The sequence below is a fragment of the Listeria sp. SHR_NRA_18 genome (assembly GCF_003856515.1).
In the GTDB taxonomy this organism is placed as follows: Bacteria; Bacillota; Bacilli; order Lactobacillales; family Listeriaceae; genus Listeria_A; species Listeria_A newyorkensis.
This window is the reverse complement of the sequence record NZ_QPKR01000003.1, coordinates 231,643-248,499: the sequence shown is the minus strand read 5'-3', so window position 1 is coordinate 248,499 and position 16,857 is coordinate 231,643. Positions and strand designations below refer to the sequence as shown.

The 16,857-nt window shown below is 43.1% G+C and carries 8 protein-coding genes and 1 pseudogene; 7 read left to right on the top strand and 2 right to left on the bottom strand.

Going from position 1 to position 16,857, the window contains the following annotated elements:
* Positions 1-44: 44 nt before the first annotated feature.
* The gene (locus DUK53_RS06745; RefSeq protein ID WP_124892641.1) at positions 45-5,771 is read right to left on the bottom strand and encodes a toxin Cry1Ac domain D-VI-related protein; all 5,727 of its coding nucleotides are present in this window, start codon (positions 5,769-5,771) and stop codon (positions 45-47) included.
* Positions 5,772-6,134: 363 nt separating this feature from the next.
* On the opposite strand from DUK53_RS06745, the gene recQ reads away from it, so the two are divergent.
* Positions 6,135-7,913: a DNA helicase RecQ gene (recQ, locus tag DUK53_RS06740; RefSeq protein WP_036132495.1), complete on the top strand. Its 1,779-nt coding sequence runs from the start codon at positions 6,135-6,137 to the stop codon at positions 7,911-7,913.
* A 50-nt stretch (positions 7,914-7,963) separates the two neighbouring features.
* Here the strand turns inward: recQ and DUK53_RS06735 are convergent, their stop codons facing one another.
* Entirely contained in the window at positions 7,964-10,339 is a 2,376-nt protein-coding gene (locus tag DUK53_RS06735) for a GDSL-type esterase/lipase family protein (protein ID WP_052164974.1), read from the bottom strand.
* 253 nt (positions 10,340-10,592) lie between these two features.
* Here DUK53_RS06735 and DUK53_RS06730 point away from each other — a divergent pair, with 253 nt between their 5' ends.
* From DUK53_RS06730 to DUK53_RS06705, 6 genes and pseudogenes are all read left to right on the top strand, one after another.
* A complete protein-coding gene (locus DUK53_RS06730) occupies positions 10,593-11,609 on the top strand; it encodes a WxLIP family cell surface protein (RefSeq protein WP_036093207.1) in 1,017 nt (338 codons plus the stop codon).
* Between the two features lie 126 nt (positions 11,610-11,735).
* Positions 11,736-13,880, top strand: coding sequence for a DNA topoisomerase III (locus DUK53_RS06725; protein ID WP_036132497.1), 2,145 nt, complete (start codon positions 11,736-11,738; stop codon positions 13,878-13,880).
* A 216-nt stretch (positions 13,881-14,096) separates the two neighbouring features.
* Positions 14,097-14,435 carry a hypothetical protein gene (locus DUK53_RS06720; protein WP_036093035.1) on the top strand — a complete coding sequence of 113 codons (339 nt, stop codon included), beginning with the start codon at positions 14,097-14,099 and terminating at the stop codon, positions 14,433-14,435.
* Positions 14,423-15,701: pseudogene (locus tag DUK53_RS06715) on the top strand (Y-family DNA polymerase). The gene DUK53_RS06720 and the pseudogene DUK53_RS06715 overlap by 13 nt, the downstream one beginning before the upstream one ends.
* Positions 15,702-15,897: 196 nt before the next feature.
* A complete protein-coding gene (locus tag DUK53_RS06710) occupies positions 15,898-16,281 on the top strand; it encodes a cupin domain-containing protein (protein ID WP_236637275.1) in 384 nt (127 codons plus the stop codon).
* 73 nt (positions 16,282-16,354) lie between these two features.
* Positions 16,355-16,732: a DUF1761 domain-containing protein gene (locus DUK53_RS06705; protein WP_036132501.1), complete on the top strand. Its 378-nt coding sequence runs from the start codon at positions 16,355-16,357 to the stop codon at positions 16,730-16,732.
* Positions 16,733-16,857 lie beyond the last annotated feature (125 nt).

Below are 16,857 nucleotides of genomic sequence, written 5' to 3'. Positions count from 1 at the left end.
TGAAATTTGTATGATGTTTTTTGTAGTTGTTATTTATAGTGCAATTATCTTGGTTGAACAGCTACACGTGCGACTTCGACATAGCTTGAATTCACTGCTACGATTTCGACTAAGTCTGTGGCACTTGTAATACGTGAGAGCCCCGTCAAGGTGAAGGTTCCATTGCTCATTGACGCTGTTTTAATTGTATCACCGTTTACAGAAAGGCGGACGGATTTGACATCTGCGCCGTATGTTCCTGTAATTGTTGCATCACCAAATGTGTAAGCATTCGGAGTTAAAGCATAATCATAGACAGTGTCATCAGCTTTGACAGTCATTGTTTTACTGTTTACTTGTTGGTACTGTGCGTTTACTGCGATGATTTTCACCACATCGCTTGTTTTCTTGATGTAGTTATTAGCGCCTGCAATCGTGTAAGTGCCTGCTGTCATTGCTGCTTGTTTGACATTTTCACCATTGACATTGAGGCGAACAAACGCAACATTCGTTCCCATTGTTCCATTAATCGCCGTGTCTTTGTCCAAAGTGAAATCCTCTGGTGCTGTCAGGCTATTGTCTAGTGTGTCAAAACCTGTCTTCGTCACGGTTTTGCGGTTTAATTCTTGGTATTGTGCATCGACAGCGACTACTTCAACAAGGTCGGTACTATTTTTGATGAAGCTAGCAGCGTTTGTGAAGGTAAAGTTTCTGCCGCTTGTTTCGGCTTGGCGAACAGGTTTACCATTGACCCATAGGCGAACGTAGGCGATATCCTTGCCGTATGTGCCTGTGAGTGTTGCGCTATCCTTCGCATACGAGTTAGGTGTTAAGCTTGTGTCTAAGATAGAGCTCCCTGTAGTTGTAACAGTCTTACGTGCGACTTCGACATAGGCGCCATTAACAGCTACAACTTCGACTTGATCGGTGGACAATTTGACAAGGCTTGGTACGTTAGCAAAGCTATATGTGCCGTCTGCGTTGAGTGTCGCTTGGTCTTTGACTCTACCGTTGACCCATAAGCGAACTTTGGATATATTCTTGCCGTATGTTCCTGTTAGTTCGTCGCTCCCTATTGCGTAAGTGTTCGCTGTTAGGCTATAGTCTATAACGTTTGGGAGTCTCGTGCTGGCGCTCGATGTTTTACCATTGGATGCTTTGGTTACCGTTGCGGTAATCGTAGAACCACCTGCTTGTTTGGTAATGTTGAACAAATAAGTGCCATCGCTAGCTACACGGCCAGTTGCGATGGTTGTGCTGCCGTTTTTGATGACGATATTTCCGTTAGCTTCACCTGTTCCAGATACGCTCGTGGAATCAGCAGTTAGTGCGCTAATCGTTGTTTGCGCAATGGTATCATCTACAATAGTTGTACTAGCGCTCGATGTTTTACTGTTCGATGCTTTTGTTACCGTTGCGATAATCGTAGAACCACCTGCTTGTTTAGCGATGTTGAAGGAATAAGTGCCATCACTTGCTACACGACCAGATGCGATGGTTGTGCTACCATTTTTGATGACAACAGCTCCGTTAGCTTCGCCTGTTCCAGAGACGCTTGTAGAATCTACAGTTAGTGCGCTGATCGTTGTTTGCGCAATGGTATCATCTACAATAGTTGTACTAGCGCTCGAAATTTTACCGTTCGATGCTTTCGTTACCGTTGCAGTAATTGTAGAACCGCCTGCTTGTTTTGGAATGAAGAACAGGTAAGAGCCGTCGCTAGCTACACGGCCAGATGCGATGGTTGTGCTACCATTTTTGATGATGATAGCTGCATTTGGCTCACCTTCTCCAGAGACAGTCACGCTATCAATAGTTAGTGCTTCGATAGTTGTTGCTGTGATTTGATTGAACAATTGATCTGCTGTACGAATGTCTGCTAGTAAATCAGCTTTTTCTGGGATGTTACGTGACAAGGCATCAACTTTTGCGCTTGCAGCATCAATCATAGCTTGTGTTGTTGTATCTTTTAAAATAGTGTTCGTTGGGGCATTAGCAAACAAAGCATTAACGCTTGCAGTTGCAACTTCTAAACTATCATCTGCAATCGTAGTACTAGCGCTTGATGTTTTGCCATTTGATGCTTTTGTTACCGTTGCAGTAATCGTAGAGCCACCTGCTTGTTTGGCAATGTTGAACAAATAAGTGCCATCGCTAGCTACACGACCAGATGCGATGGTTGTGCTACCATTTTTGATGACGATGGCTGCATTTGCTTCGCCTGTTCCAGAGACGCTTGTAGAATCAACTGTAACGTCATTAATGGTTGTTTGATCGATGTGGTTGAACAATGTGTTAGCTTTCGCCACGTCGGCTTGTAGTGCTGTTTTAGCTGTACTTGCTGGTAAAGCGTTAACTAATGCACTTGCAGCATCAATCATGGCTTGTGTAGTACTGTCTTTTAAAGTTGTATTCGTTGGTGCGTTGCTGAACAGGTTATTAACGGCAGTTGTTGCAGCTGTTAAAGCAACTTTAGCAGCTAACTCGGCTTTGGCTTTGTCCACTTGGCCTTGTAGTTCTGCTTTTTTCGTTGTATCTGTTACTAGGTTAACTTTGGCTTGTGCCGCATCGATGGCTGCTTGGTTGGTTGTATCTTTGATGTGGTTAGCAGGGTTGTTATCGATGAATAGGTCTTTAACACTTGTTGTAGCTGCTGTTTGATTCGCAATTTCTGTATTGCGTGCGTTCAGTTCGTTTTGAGCTTTTGTAACGCTTGTTTGTAATTCCGCTTTTTTCGTTGTATCTGTTACTAGGTTAACTTTGGCTTGTGCCGCATCGATGGCCGCTTGGTTGGTTGCGTCTTTGATGTGGTTAGCGGTGTTGTTATCGATGAATAAAGCGTTCACAGCGGTTTTTGCTGCTGCTTCGGCGTTGCGTTGATTAAGTTCGTTTTGAGCTTTTGTAACGCTTGTTTGTAATTCCGCTTTTTTCGTTGTATCTGTTACTAGGTTAACTTTGGCTTGTGCTGCATCGATGGCCGCTTGGTCTGTTGTTGTCTTAATATGGTTAGCAGTGTTGTTATCGATGAATAAAGCGTCCACAGCGGTTTTTGCTGCTGCTTCGGCGTTGCGTTGATTAAGTTCGTTTTGAGCTTTTGTAACGCTTGTTTGTAATTCCGCTTTTTTCGTGGTATTTGTCACAAGATTAACTTTGGCTTGTGCTGCATCGATGGCCGCTTGGTCTGTTGTTGTCTTAATATGGTTAGCAGTGTTGTTATCGATGAATAAAGCGTCCACAGCGGTTTTTGCTGCTACTTCGGCGTTGCGTTGATTAAGTTCATTTTGAGCTTTGGTTACGTTGCCTTGCATTGCTGTTTTGTCTGCGCTTGCTGGTAGAGCATTGACTTGTGCACTTGCAGCGTCAATCATCGCTTGTGTAGTTGTATCTTTGATGTTTTTCGCTGGGTCATTATCGATGAACAAGGCATTGACCGCTGCTTTTGCGTTATTAAATAATGATATGGTTAGTTTCCCAACTTCATATTGTTTACCATCTATTTCTACTGAAGCTGTCAGGACATCGCCCTCTTTGAATGCATAACCCGCACTAACAATCCGATCCACGCCATCTGTATAGTTTTGAGAATATGTTGAGACTCCATTTTTATACCAAGAAGATATATATTCGCCATTGACAAACATATTATATTGATACGCTGATTTTTTGCTTTCATCAAGTTTTGCAAACCATACTGTTGCATTAGCGTTTGTGCTCAGGCCATGGAAGTTGGTTTTTGCATTTAAAATATTTTGTGCTAAGGTAATTTCTTTGTTGATATCTGCTTTCTTCGTTGTATCTGTTACTTTATCTGCTAAAGCTTGTGCTGCATTAATATCTGCTTGTGTAGTTGTATCTTTGATGTTTTTTGTTGGGTCGTTATCGATGAATAAAGCATTGGCGCTCGCTGTTGCAGCTGCTTGGTTAGCTGCTTCGGTATTGCGTGCATTAAGTTCATTTTGTGCTTTATCTACGCTTGTTTGTAATTCTGCTTTCTTTGTTGTATCTGTTACCAGGTTGACTTTTGCTTGCGCTGCATCGATAGCTGCTTGGTTAGTGGTGTCTTTGATGTGGTTAGCAGGGTTATTACTGATGAAAAGCTCATTGACACTTATAGTCGCTGCCCCAGCATTAAGTTCATTTTGTGCTTTATCTACGCTTACTTGTAATTCAGCTTTTTGTGTTGCTTCGGTTACAAGGTTAACTTTTGCTTGTGCTGCATCAATAGCTGCTTGGTTAGTAGTGTCTTTGATATGATTTGCAGTGTTGTTCGAAATAAAGAGTTCGTTAACTGCTGTTTTAGCTTCGCTCACTATCTGGGTATATGCGGTAGGGTAAAAAGTTCCTGTTGCTAGAGATGCAGAATCAGCAGTAAATGTTTGCATGAAAAATCGATTCGATAATGAGACTGCTGAAGTACCTGACACAGTTAAAAGACCATTTTTATCCATGATTGTAGTGTAATATCCAACAGTGTCTATTCCGTTATCAATATAAGCATAAGATCGTTTGAAAGATGTGGTAGCACTATCTTCAATCATGAAATAGTGGAAGTTTGCTGCCTTCTGTTTATTTAGAATTAACACAGGCTTGTTATCATGAGATAGATAGAAAGTAACAATAGATGCTTTTACTTCTTCGCGTTTATTTAGTATGTTTTGTGCTTTTGCCACATCTGCTTGTAATGCTGTTTTGTCGGCACTTGCTGGCAGAGCGTTGACTTGTGCGCTTGTTGCATCAACCACGGCTTGTGTTGTTGTGTCTTTTAAACCAGTATGCATTACATCTGAGAATAGGTTGTTGACAGCAGCTTTGGCAAGTGCCAAAGCATCATTTGGAACAGTTGTTTCAGCACTGGATGTTTGTTTCGTTGATGCTTTCGTTGCAGTTGCTGTAATAGTAGAATTACCAGCTTGTTTAGCGATGGTAAGGGAGTAGTTCCCGTTACTATCTACTGTACCAGTTGCAATGCTGGTATTGCCATTTCTGATGCCAATTGCTGCATTTGGTTCCCCTTTTCCTGTGACAGTTGTGGAATTTACTGTTAATGGGTCTACCGTTGTTTGAACGATAGTGTCTTCTGTCATAGTTGTGAAATTAAGAGGTGCTGTTAGTAATCTGTTTGCATTTACACTATCTGTATTAGGTTTCGTTTGATATATGGCAATTGTAGTATGGTCTGCTACTGCACCTGGAATAGTAGTGGAGAAATAACCATTAGCATCTGTCGTAGTAGGTTCCATATAATATCCACCATTCCCATAATTACCTCTATCCATGGTCTGACCCTCTATCCGCTGGTTAGGATAGTTTTTGAACCGACCACTCACTATTTTGTTATTTCCAGTTGTCAAAAGATTAATGTATCCATCTTTATATGTGGTTGCGTTAGTTTGAACAGAGCGGGCTGCGAGGATTTCATTTCTGTCATTTCGAAGTGTAAAGCCAAAGCTTTCTGCTAGAAGATAAGTTTTATCTGATAAATCAATTGAATAGTTATTGTTAGCATCGACTGTTGCTGTGAGAGTATCTTTCACTTGGGAAGATGAGCCACTTGGGAAAGAGACCTCTATAGTAATCTGCTTACCGGCTGCACTTGGAATGTGTCCAGTTAGTTTTTTATCTCCCACGAAAGGCACGTTTATTAACTCTTGTCCTTGTGTCGCTTTCAATGTTGTTGCTAATTTGTTCTCTGCTGCGTGTGTTTGTACTGGTGGTAATGCCGTAATTACTGTGCTTGCTAGTACGTTTGTTGCTACTAGTGCAATGGCTATTTTCTTCATATTTTTTTTCATTTTTTGTTTCTCCTTTTTTTGTTCGTATTTTTATGCTCGGACTATAACTACCCTCCTCATAATATTTTAATGTAGGGGTGAAAATGATTATTTTTCGGCTACAAATAAGAGCTTATCATGGGAAAAGGTTATAAAAAATACAGGATTTCTTCTTTTCTGAATGAAATTGTGGCGGAATTATGTTGTTTTAATGAGAAAATGGAGATGTTTTTATCTGTATTATGTAGAAAGCTCCATTTTCGGTGGGGAAGTATCCTTGAAAAAACGGATTTCGCGAAAGCCCTTCTTTTGTTTGGTGAAAAACGGTATACTGGATAGATAGAAAAGTTTTGAACGGGAGATAAAGGTAGGTGCTAGGTCAAAATGATAGAACAATATTGGAGTAGGTCGCAGCAGGTTTTGCAGGAGAGCTTTGGTTATTCGTCGTTTCGTGATGGGCAAGAGGATGTATTGCGGAACTTGTATGCGCGCAAGGATACGCTGGCGATTATGCCAACTGGGGGCGGGAAATCGCTTTGTTACCAGATTCCAGCGCTAGTTTTGGACGGCTTGACGATTGTTGTTTCGCCGCTGATTTCGTTGATGAAGGATCAGGTGGATGCGCTGAATGAGCAGGGGATTCCGGCGACGTTTGTGAATAGTTCATTGACTGGAAATGAGATTGATAACCGATTGTGGGATGCGGAAAATGGGGCGGTAAAACTGCTTTATATCGCGCCTGAGCGTTTGGAGACGGCGAGCTTTCAGCGGTTGGTGGACACGACGGATATTGCGCTTTTTGCGATTGATGAGGCGCATTGTATTTCGCATTGGGGACATGATTTTAGGCCGAGTTATTTGACGCTGTGTGATACGCTGAATCGGATTCATCCGCGACCGCTAATTATTGCGCTGACGGCGACGGCTACGCCAACGGTTTCGGATGACATCATGAAGCTGCTGGACATTGGCCCGGATAGCATTGTTCAGACGGGATTTGCGCGGGAGAACTTGGCTTTTCAGGTCGTGAAGGGGCAGGATCGTGATAAGTATTTGTTGGACTATGTGAAAACGAATAGTGAACAGTCGGGAATCGTGTATGCGGCGACGCGTAAAGAGGTGGAGCGGCTGTACGAGATGCTGAGTAAGAAGGGTATTCCGACGGGGAAATATCATGGTGGCATGTCGGACAAGGAGCGTAACGGTTGGCAGGAGAAGTTTCTGTACGATGATGTGCGCGTGATGGTGGCGACGAATGCGTTTGGTATGGGGATTAACAAGTCGAATGTGCGTTACGTGATTCATTATAATTTACCGCGAAATGTGGAGGCGTATTATCAGGAAGCGGGACGTGCTGGGCGTGACGGCGTTGCGAGTGATTGTATTTTGCTATTCGGCCCGCAAGACACGCATATTCAGCATTTTTTGATTGATCAGTCGGAAATGGACGAGGAACGCAAGCAAAATGAGTATTCGAAACTGCGTCAAATGGCGGGTTACGGTTACACGGAGATTTGTTTGCAGAAATATATTGTGCAATATTTTGGTGAGGAAGGCGAGAACTGCGGACGTTGCGGGAATTGCTTGGATACGCGAGAGGCGCAGGACATCACGATTGAGGCACAGCAAGTCTTTTCATGTATAAAAAGAATGCAAGAACGGTTCGGAAAAGTGATGGTTGCCAAAGTGTTGACGGGCTCGAAGGATCAGAAAATCCAGCAGTGGCGTTTGGAGGAGTTATCGACGCATGGTTTGATGAAGGACCGCTCGCAAAAAGATGTGCTGCAATTGATTGATTATTTGGCGGCGGAGAAGTATTTAGCGTATACGGATAGCCAATTTCCATCATTGAAACTGACGAACGAGGCGGTTAACGTGCTACTCGGTAAAGAGAAAGTGACGCGGAAAACGGCGCGTAAAGTTACGAAAGTATCGATTGATGTGGACGAAGGATTGTTCGGGGAATTGCGAGAAGTGCGCCGGGAACTGGCATCGAAACACAAAGTTCCACCGTATATTATTTTCTCCGACGAAACGCTACGGCAAATGTGTGAATACTTGCCGAAAGACGAAGAGGCATTTTTGGAAATCAAAGGTGTTGGTATGAACAAGCTTGAGAAATATGGCGCGGAATTTTTGGAAGTTTTGCAGAAACAAGCATAAAAACAGCAGTATCTGGATGATTATCGGGTCCAGATACTGCTATTTTTCGTTTAATTTTGATTCGTGAGTCTTACATAATTCGCAAGACTACCGAATGTGTTTTTCAGTTCGGCCGAGCTTGTCGTTAGGGTGCCCATATTTTTGCCGCTAAGAATATTATTCAGTTGGAAAACATCGACGGAATCCCAATTTTGTGTGCTATTTGCTGCAGTCCAGACGCTGATTTTGCCACCGTAAATGCTTATAGAACTATTGCGGTGGGCGTACATGAAGCTCGTTTTAGTTGGACTCTCCAAGTTCAGATAGATGGCGTGATCGAAAACGTAATCGATGCCATAGCTGAATGAAAACCCTTCTGCTGCTTCTGTTGTGCGAACATCAAATACCGCATTTGGCGCAACTTCTACACGTGCATTTTTTGCCGTATATTCCGTACGAATCATTGGTCTAGCACCGCTTGCCGTGAAACTAGCGCCGTCTGCAATATTGATTTTTGAGAAACCGTAAATCGCATTTTGTCCGTAACCCGTACCTTTGCTGCCGGGGTACAGCTCGACTTTTGCCTGAGGTTCTACGATGAAATTCTTATCGGTATTGCCGGCGCCCATCGTGATAACCGTCGAGCCACTTTCATTGGATGAACCGCCGCCCTCCGTGGAACCGTAGTAATATGCGCCCGCCTTGATCGTCATGTTGCGAACGTAGACATTGCTCCCAGTTGTTGATTTAATTACATTATGACCATCAAAAGTCACTGTCGCGTTTAGCACGTTATTGCGAATAAAGAGAGTCCCGTTAAACGTGATGTCCTTCGCGTTAATATTCATGCCGTAGTTGCTATTCTCAGAAGTGGCGCTGTAAATGCTCCCGTAGGCGTTCTTACCAGCGACATTACCACCAAAAATGTCAAATTGAATGCGTTTTCCAACCGTGTCATTTTTGCTTAAATAATAATTGGCGGTGTCCATCGTGAAGCCATTTAGGTTTAATTTTGTGTCGTCAGAAAGCTGTAAATTCTTCGTAAACGTAATGTTGTTCATCAATTTCAGATTCGTCAGTCCACTTGCCAAAGCTGCTTCAAGGTCTTGTGCGGACATAATTTCGGTAGGCTTCGTGGCATCATAGGAAAAATCGATACTTCCTAAACGCGCCACCTCAACACTCGCTGCTGTAGAAGGTCGGCTAAAAACAAAATAGACATCATGCGTACCTGTCACATCCGTTGTCGGAATTGTGTTTAATGCCCATGTATTCACGTTTCCAGTTTGCTTCAGTGCTTTCGTCCCAATTGTTGTACCAGTTGGACTATCCAGCCTCACTTCAACCGTTGTGGCATTATAGGGAACCGCTGCCGACATTTGCAAGTTACCAAGAGACTTATCAAAATTCACATTTTTATAAGAAACCCAGTTTTGCGTCGAAATGTTGGATAAAAATAGCGTTTTGTCTGCTGTAGTAGGAATCGCATTAATCGCGCCATAGCTCGTATTATAGGCATTCGCCGCTACTTTTTCAGACAATTCAGGTTGCTCTCCTGTTATCGTATGGTACACATTGTTTGCCAAAATCGCGGCGCCTTTTCCATTCGGATGCACATTATCAGGCACAAACTCCTTCGCGCCAACCGTCGCCGTCTGATTATCGATAATCGAAACGTCTACATTCGCTTTTTCAGCAGCTTCCACGATTTTTGGCAAAATTTTATCCATATTTGCTTGGTTAATCGTGTACGCCGTGTTAAACACGACTGGTGGTAGCGCTACATAGACAACAGGTTTCGTCGCCAGCGTCTGATATTTGTTAATTAACTTCACGTAATCGCTAACAAACGAATCGATTTTCGCAAAATTCGCAGGTTTCGAATCATTTGTTCCGAGTTGAATAATCACGACATTTGGATTAGAAGCAAGGCTTTGCGTATACTGAGTCGTGCGAATATACGGATCATTTCCGCTCTCCAGCAACGTTTTCCCGCTATTCCCATAATTTGTGACATTGTAATTCGTTCCAAGCCGATTGTTCAGCTGTTTCGGATAAGCATTATAAGCCCAATTCTCCACATTCATACCATATGTGATACTATCGCCAATCGCAGCCACATTCACCGGCTTCGTATTCGCAAAAACATGAATCACACCTTTCACGGCACGCTGCCCATTTTCGGTTGTTCCATGTATTACATGTTCCCCAACCCCGTTAAAAATTGCTGGATCAACAGCGTCCCATCGTACTTTTGCTTTCGTTAACTTATAAGCACTGTCTGCCTGATCCACTTCTGACGGTAGACCGACCACATTTCCAGTCGTTGTAACAATGTTTACAGTTGGAATAAAGCCGTTTTCCGCCGCTTTTGTTGATAATGGTAAAATCACAAAAATGGCAATAATTAAGCATGTCATCCAAGAATAGATTTGTATTTTTTTCACTATTTCCACCCTTTCTATACTGTACTGTTACAAGCATAAGTGAGCTCAAATTGGGATGCTATCTTTTTTTGTTGCTAAAAAGGGTGAAAAAGACGATAATCACAAAACGTTCACCAAAACAATCCTTTTTTTACGGAAACAGGAAAAATTTTTTAGTTTTTAAAACCGAATCAACGGGTACTGGTAATGGAGGTATACAAACTATTTTTTAAAAGAGAGAATTGAAAGGAGTTGGGATTTTGTGAAGAAGTTCATGTTACTTTTAGTGTTGCCCATTATGTTGATAGGGGTGTTATTTCATCCGTTAAGCCCTGAGGCGGCCGCGAATTTCTCGGTAACGGCGGTTATTCCAGATAACCAAATCGATAAATCCAAAACGTACTTCGACTTACGCATGAAACCAGGCCAAAAACAGGATTTAGAGGTTGTACTTAAAAACGATACAGATAAGGAAATCACGATTGAAACCAACGCAAACACGGCGGTTACCAACGATAATGGGATTGTGGACTACAGCCAAACCGATCCGAAACTGGATAAATCGCTTAAAACACCATTTTCCGAAATTGCGAAAACCGACGATGAGGCCGTGCTTCCCGCGAACAGCAGTAAGACAATCAAGGTAACGGTAACGATGCCCGCCGCGTCCTTTGACGGCATTATTTTAGGCGGCTTACAATTCATTGAAAAAGAAGACCCTGACGCGAAAAAAGAAGATGGCAAAGGGGTACAAATCAAGAATCGCTATGCGTATGTGGTCGGCGTGCAACTATCGGAAAACGATACGGTTGTAGAGCCTGACATGAAATTGCATGCGATTAAACCGCAACAAATCAATTATCGCAACGTGGTGACGGCGAACCTGCAAAATCCAGAAGCGACGATGATCAAACCGCTAATGATTGACGCGAAAGTTTACAAATCAGGGGACGATCAAGTGTTGCACCAAGCAAAACGCGATAATTTAAGAATGGCGCCAAATTCCAATTTTAACTATGCAATCGATTGGGAAAACCAGCCACTAAAAGCCGGGAAATACCGTTTGAAAATGGTAGCAACATCCGGAGATAAAACATGGAAATGGGATGAAGAATTCACCATTAAGGGCGACGACGCGAAGAAACTGAACGACACCGCGGTAGAACTTGAGAAAGACTACACCTGGTGGTACGTAGCAGGCGGCGCGCTAGCACTGATTCTACTCGTACTCCTAGCATTCTGGTTAGGAAAACGCTCGAAAAAAGATAAAGACGAAGACAAGAAAGAATAAGTAAAAAGGTAACCCGGATCGGAGCTGTAACATGGCTTCTATCCGGGTTTTGATTGGCGTTTGGAGTATGTTAAGCTCATTTATGATAGAATAAACATATCTCATAATCCAGAAAGGAATTTTAAAATGACAAAAACAGTAGTTTTAGCAGAGAAGCCTTCTGTTGGGAAAGATATTGCGCGCGTTCTTGGCTGCAAACAAGGCAAGAACGGCTACCTGGAAGGCTCGAAATATATCGTAACTTGGGCGCTGGGCCACTTAATCACGCTCGCCGATCCAGAGAATTACGACGCCAAATATAAATCGTGGAACATGGAAGATTTACCGATGCTCCCGCAAAAAATGAAACTCGTACCAATCAAACAAACGCGTAAACAATATGAAACGGTGAAAAGTCTGATGACGCGTAAAGACGTGGATTCCATCGTCATCGCGACGGATGCAGGGCGTGAAGGCGAGCTCGTGGCGCGTTGGATTATCGAATACGCCAAAGTGAAGAAGCCAATCAAGCGTCTCTGGATTTCGTCTGTAACCGACAAGGCGATTCGTGAAGGTTTCAGTAAATTACAACCGGGCAAAGCTTACGAAAACCTGTATCGTTCCGCTGAGGCGCGTTCTGAAGCTGACTGGGTGGTTGGAATCAATGCCACGCGTGCCCTGACGACAAAATATAACGCGCAACTTTCTTGTGGACGCGTGCAAACGCCGACACTTGCGATGATTGCTGGGCGCGAAGAAGAAATTCGCCAATTTAAGCCCAAGGAATTTTACCAATTGACCGCGGTGACGGAACAAGGTAGCTTTGCTTGGAGTAAAGGCCAGACTTTTGATGAGGCCGAGGCTGAGAAAATCGCGCGGAGCCTGAATGGGAAGGAAGCCGTGATTACCGATGTGGCTGTGAAAGAGAAGAAAACGCACGCGCCGGGTCTGTACGATTTGACGGAACTGCAACGTGACGCCAATAAACGCTTCGATTTTTCCGCTAAAGAAACGCTCAATATCATGCAAGTCCTATATGAACGCCATAAAATTCTGACGTATCCGCGTACCGATTCACGCTTTATTTCCGATGATATCGTGCCAACGTTGAAAGAACGCGTCGAAGCGTGTGGCATTGGTCCGTACGCGAAACCGGCACGCGCCGTTGCATCGAAGCCAATCAAGGCGAACAAGTCATTCGTCGATAATAGCAAAGTAAGCGATCACCACGCGATTATCCCGACGGAAGAAACGCCAAGTTTGTCCGACCTAAACGACCGGGAACGCAAGATTTATGATCTCGTTGTGAAGCGCTTTTTAGCCGTCCTTTCCGCACCGTTCGTGTATGAAGAAACCGCCGTGCAAGCCAAAATCGGCAACGAAACTTTCGGCTTAAAAGGCAAAGTCGTGAAATCACTCGGTTGGAAAGCCGTCTATAATGAAGACAACGACACAGATACGGTAACAAAATTGAAAAAAGGCGAGCAGTTGAAGGTTCGCGACATCCAGCTAACGACAGGCAAAACGAAGCCACCAGCTCGATATAATGAAGCAACATTACTTTCCGCGATGGAAAACCCAAGCCTATCCAGTGGTAAAAAAGATCTGGCGAAAACGCTCGGCGAGACAGGTGGGCTTGGCACCGTTGCAACACGCGCCGACATTATCGAGAAACTTTTCAACAGTTTTTCCCTAGAGAAGCAAGGCAAAGACATCATGATTACGTCAAAAGGCCGCCAGTTGCTAGATCTTGTGCCAGCTGATTTGAAATCCCCAGAACTAACCGCAATCTGGGAGCAAAAACTATCGAAAATCGCAAAAGCCCAACTAGATAAAACAACATTTACGAACGAAATGCGCGACTACGCCAAAAAAGCCGTGACGGAAATCAAGCAAAACGATAAGAAATTCAAACACGATAATATTACATCGACCAAGTGCCCAGATTGCGGCAAACTGATGCTTAAAGTCAAAGGTAAAAAAGGCACCATGCTCGTGTGTCAAGATCGCGAATGTGGCCATCGTGAATCCGTTGCGAGAACAACAAACGCCCGCTGTCCAAACTGCCATAAACGCATGGAACTGCGCGGTGAAGGCGACAAACAAATCTTCACTTGTTCTTGTGGTCATCGTGAAAAACTATCCGCATTCAACGCCCGCCGAGGCAATGAGAAAAATAAAAACGTCTCGAAAAGCGAAGTTGCAAACTACATGAAAAAGCAAAACAAGAAAGAAGAAGAACCGTTCAATAACCCGATGGCAGAAGCGTTGGCGAAGTTGAAACTAAAATAAAGAAACAGTGCACATCCTGACCCGAGAATGGTTTTGGATGTGTATTTTTGCGTGTAATGCTTTAAATTGGAAATCCAGTAGCCTATTCGTTCTTGATTTTAAATAGTTCTTTAGTGACTTGCGGAAACGAACATATGTTTGTATACTGTTAATTAGAGTGGTGGAGAAAATAGCATCGAATTTTTCATCCAGCCAATAAACAGGAGGCGATTTAGGATGGCCTACAAAGATCGAGGACTAAAGAAGTGGGGCGGGTTCATACTGAGTGAACATACTGCTCATATGGAGCAATCCAATAGAACGCCGCAGTGGAAAGTAGCGATGGATGAGGCGAGTATCCAATCCGTATTAAGTCACGCGACCTCTAACCATGTGATGCTTGCGATTCAAGAATATCAGCCGATTGGCGCTGAGGCACAACCAGATATTATCGGGCAATTAATCGGCATCGAAGGAGACAGCATTTATATTCGCACAAGTACGGGCATCCATGCGATTGAGCTACCCAACATTCGTCACGTAGAAGAGAGGCGGATTGAGAAATGGTACAGCTAATTGACTACGAAAGCACGCCAAAACGAGATATTCTATGCATCGATGTAAAAAGCTTTTTTCGCATCTGTTGAATGTGTGAAAAGACGTCTAAACCCTTTAGAGGCCTATTTAGTCGTGATGAGTAATCAAGAAAGCCAAGGCGGTTTAGTGCTCGCAGCCACACAGAAAATGAAGGATACATTCAATATTAAAACAGGATCAAGACGTTACGAAATACCAGAAGATGCGCGAATTGTCGTCGCAGAACCGCGGATGAAATTATATCTTCAAGTCAATGAAATGATTATCGCGATATTCAAACGATATGTAGGACCAGAACATTTGCTAATTTACTCCATTGATGAGGCTATTTTGGATGTATCCCATTCACATAGTCTATTTGGGGACACCATGACAATCGCAAAACGGATACAGCAAGACATTTTAGATGAGTTACGACTATATGTCACCATTGGAATTGGAGAGAATCCATTACTTGCGAAAGTAGCCTTAGATGTCGAGGCAAAACACCACCCCAATGGGATTGCAGAATGGCGCTATGCCGATGTCCCGAACAAATTGTGGCAAGTAAAGCCGATGACAAAAATGTGGGGAATCGGACGCAGAACAGAAGTCCAATTGAATCGCATAGGCATCTATACCATCTATGATTTAGCACATGCAGAACCTAATTATTTGCGCCACGCGATGGGAATCGTTGGAGAGGAACTTTTTTATCATGCTAACGGTATTGATTACACAGATTTGGCAGAGAAGTACGTTCCCTTGTCGAAGAGTTATGGCAAGAGCCAGATATTAGAACGAGATTATGCGAATCACAAGGAAGTTGAGATTGTCATCCGCGAAATGGTGGAAGATATAGCGATGCGATTGCGACGGGAGCATGCAGAAACATCTGTTGTCCACGTGTCGATAGGCTATAGTCGCTACAGTACACTAAAAGGCTTCGGCAGCCAATTGAAAATTCACCCGACCGACAGCAGTAAGAAAATAACGACCTACGCACTCCATATATTCCGAAAACATGTCGCTAATGAGCCAATTCGCAGTCTATCCATTCAGCTTGGCAAAATTCGTTATAAAGAAGGAACGCAGTTAAACCTGTTTGAAAGTGCTGTCCAGACTGTCAATCAAGAGCAGCTAGAGCGAACCATAGACAAAATTCGTGACAGGTATGGTTTCCAATCTTTGATGCATGCAAGCAGTCTAGTAATTGGTGCCACTGGAATAAGGCGAGCATCCATGGTTGGTGGACATAAAGGTTAGTCAGCCATTATAGACGAAATCCTGAAACTATCTAGTTGAACTAAACAACACGGCGGATAGAAATATCAAGTTTTTTTATCCCATTTAAATAAAAAGGTGCTAAAAAATTAGTCTAAAGAAACAAAGCTTTATCGTCTCCTCCAGTGTAAAATATAATTTGTGAATATAATCACAAATTCGAGAGGAGTTGCTTTACATGATGTTTGCGAAAAAAGTACAAGATTATAAGGAACGTATTTTTGATGTAAATGAAATCAAGTCTTTCGATGATAGCCAAGCCAAGAAGAATATTTTTTATGAAACAGGACAAACTGTTGGTGCTGTGTGGTGTTTGAAGCCAGGTCAGGAACTTTACTTCCATTCTCATAAGCGGGCGGATGATATCTGGATTTGTATAGAAGGGGACTCTGGTACGTATTATCCAGAATGCGGCGAGTCCGTCGAAATCTCAAAAGGGATGGTTTGTGTAGCGAGACCAGGGGAAAAGCATGGCATGAAGAATACTGGCTCGACAGATTTTGTATTTATCGGCATTGCTGGGCCAGTCCCACTGGATTTGATTCGCCATGAACTGGAATAAATATTAATAATAAGGTTTTAAAACCGCCGAAAACGTGCTAATATAGTTTTTGCATGAAGAAGGGGGATTATGTATGAACATCATTATTGCATTATTAGCAGGATTAGTTGCTTTTGCAGTCGGGGCGCTATGGTATTCGGTGCTTTTTGGAAAGGCGTGGATGAAGGCAGTAGGAATAACGGAGGAAGCTGTTCAGAAAGCATCACCGGTAACCCCGATGATTGTGACGCTTGTTGTTGAAATGGCGGTGGCTTTGCTTGTGAGTTTTGTTTTGATTCATCTAGATTTAGATATTTATCTGGGAGGCTTACTCGTCGCTGGTATCGCAATCTTATCGGCAATCAAGAATTACATGTTTGAGATGAAGCCATTTAAGCTAATTCTGATTAATGAAAGCTACAAATTGGTGACCATTATGATTATGACAGCAAGCGCGGCCATTTTCGCTTAAATAACGACAGACTAGAGTATTTCTGATGCTAAATTAGGAGGACTCTGGTTTTTTTTGCGCGCTTTTCTTGACTCTAGCGCCAGAATACGAAACAATAATAAGTATATAGAAGGAGGTTGTTTCAC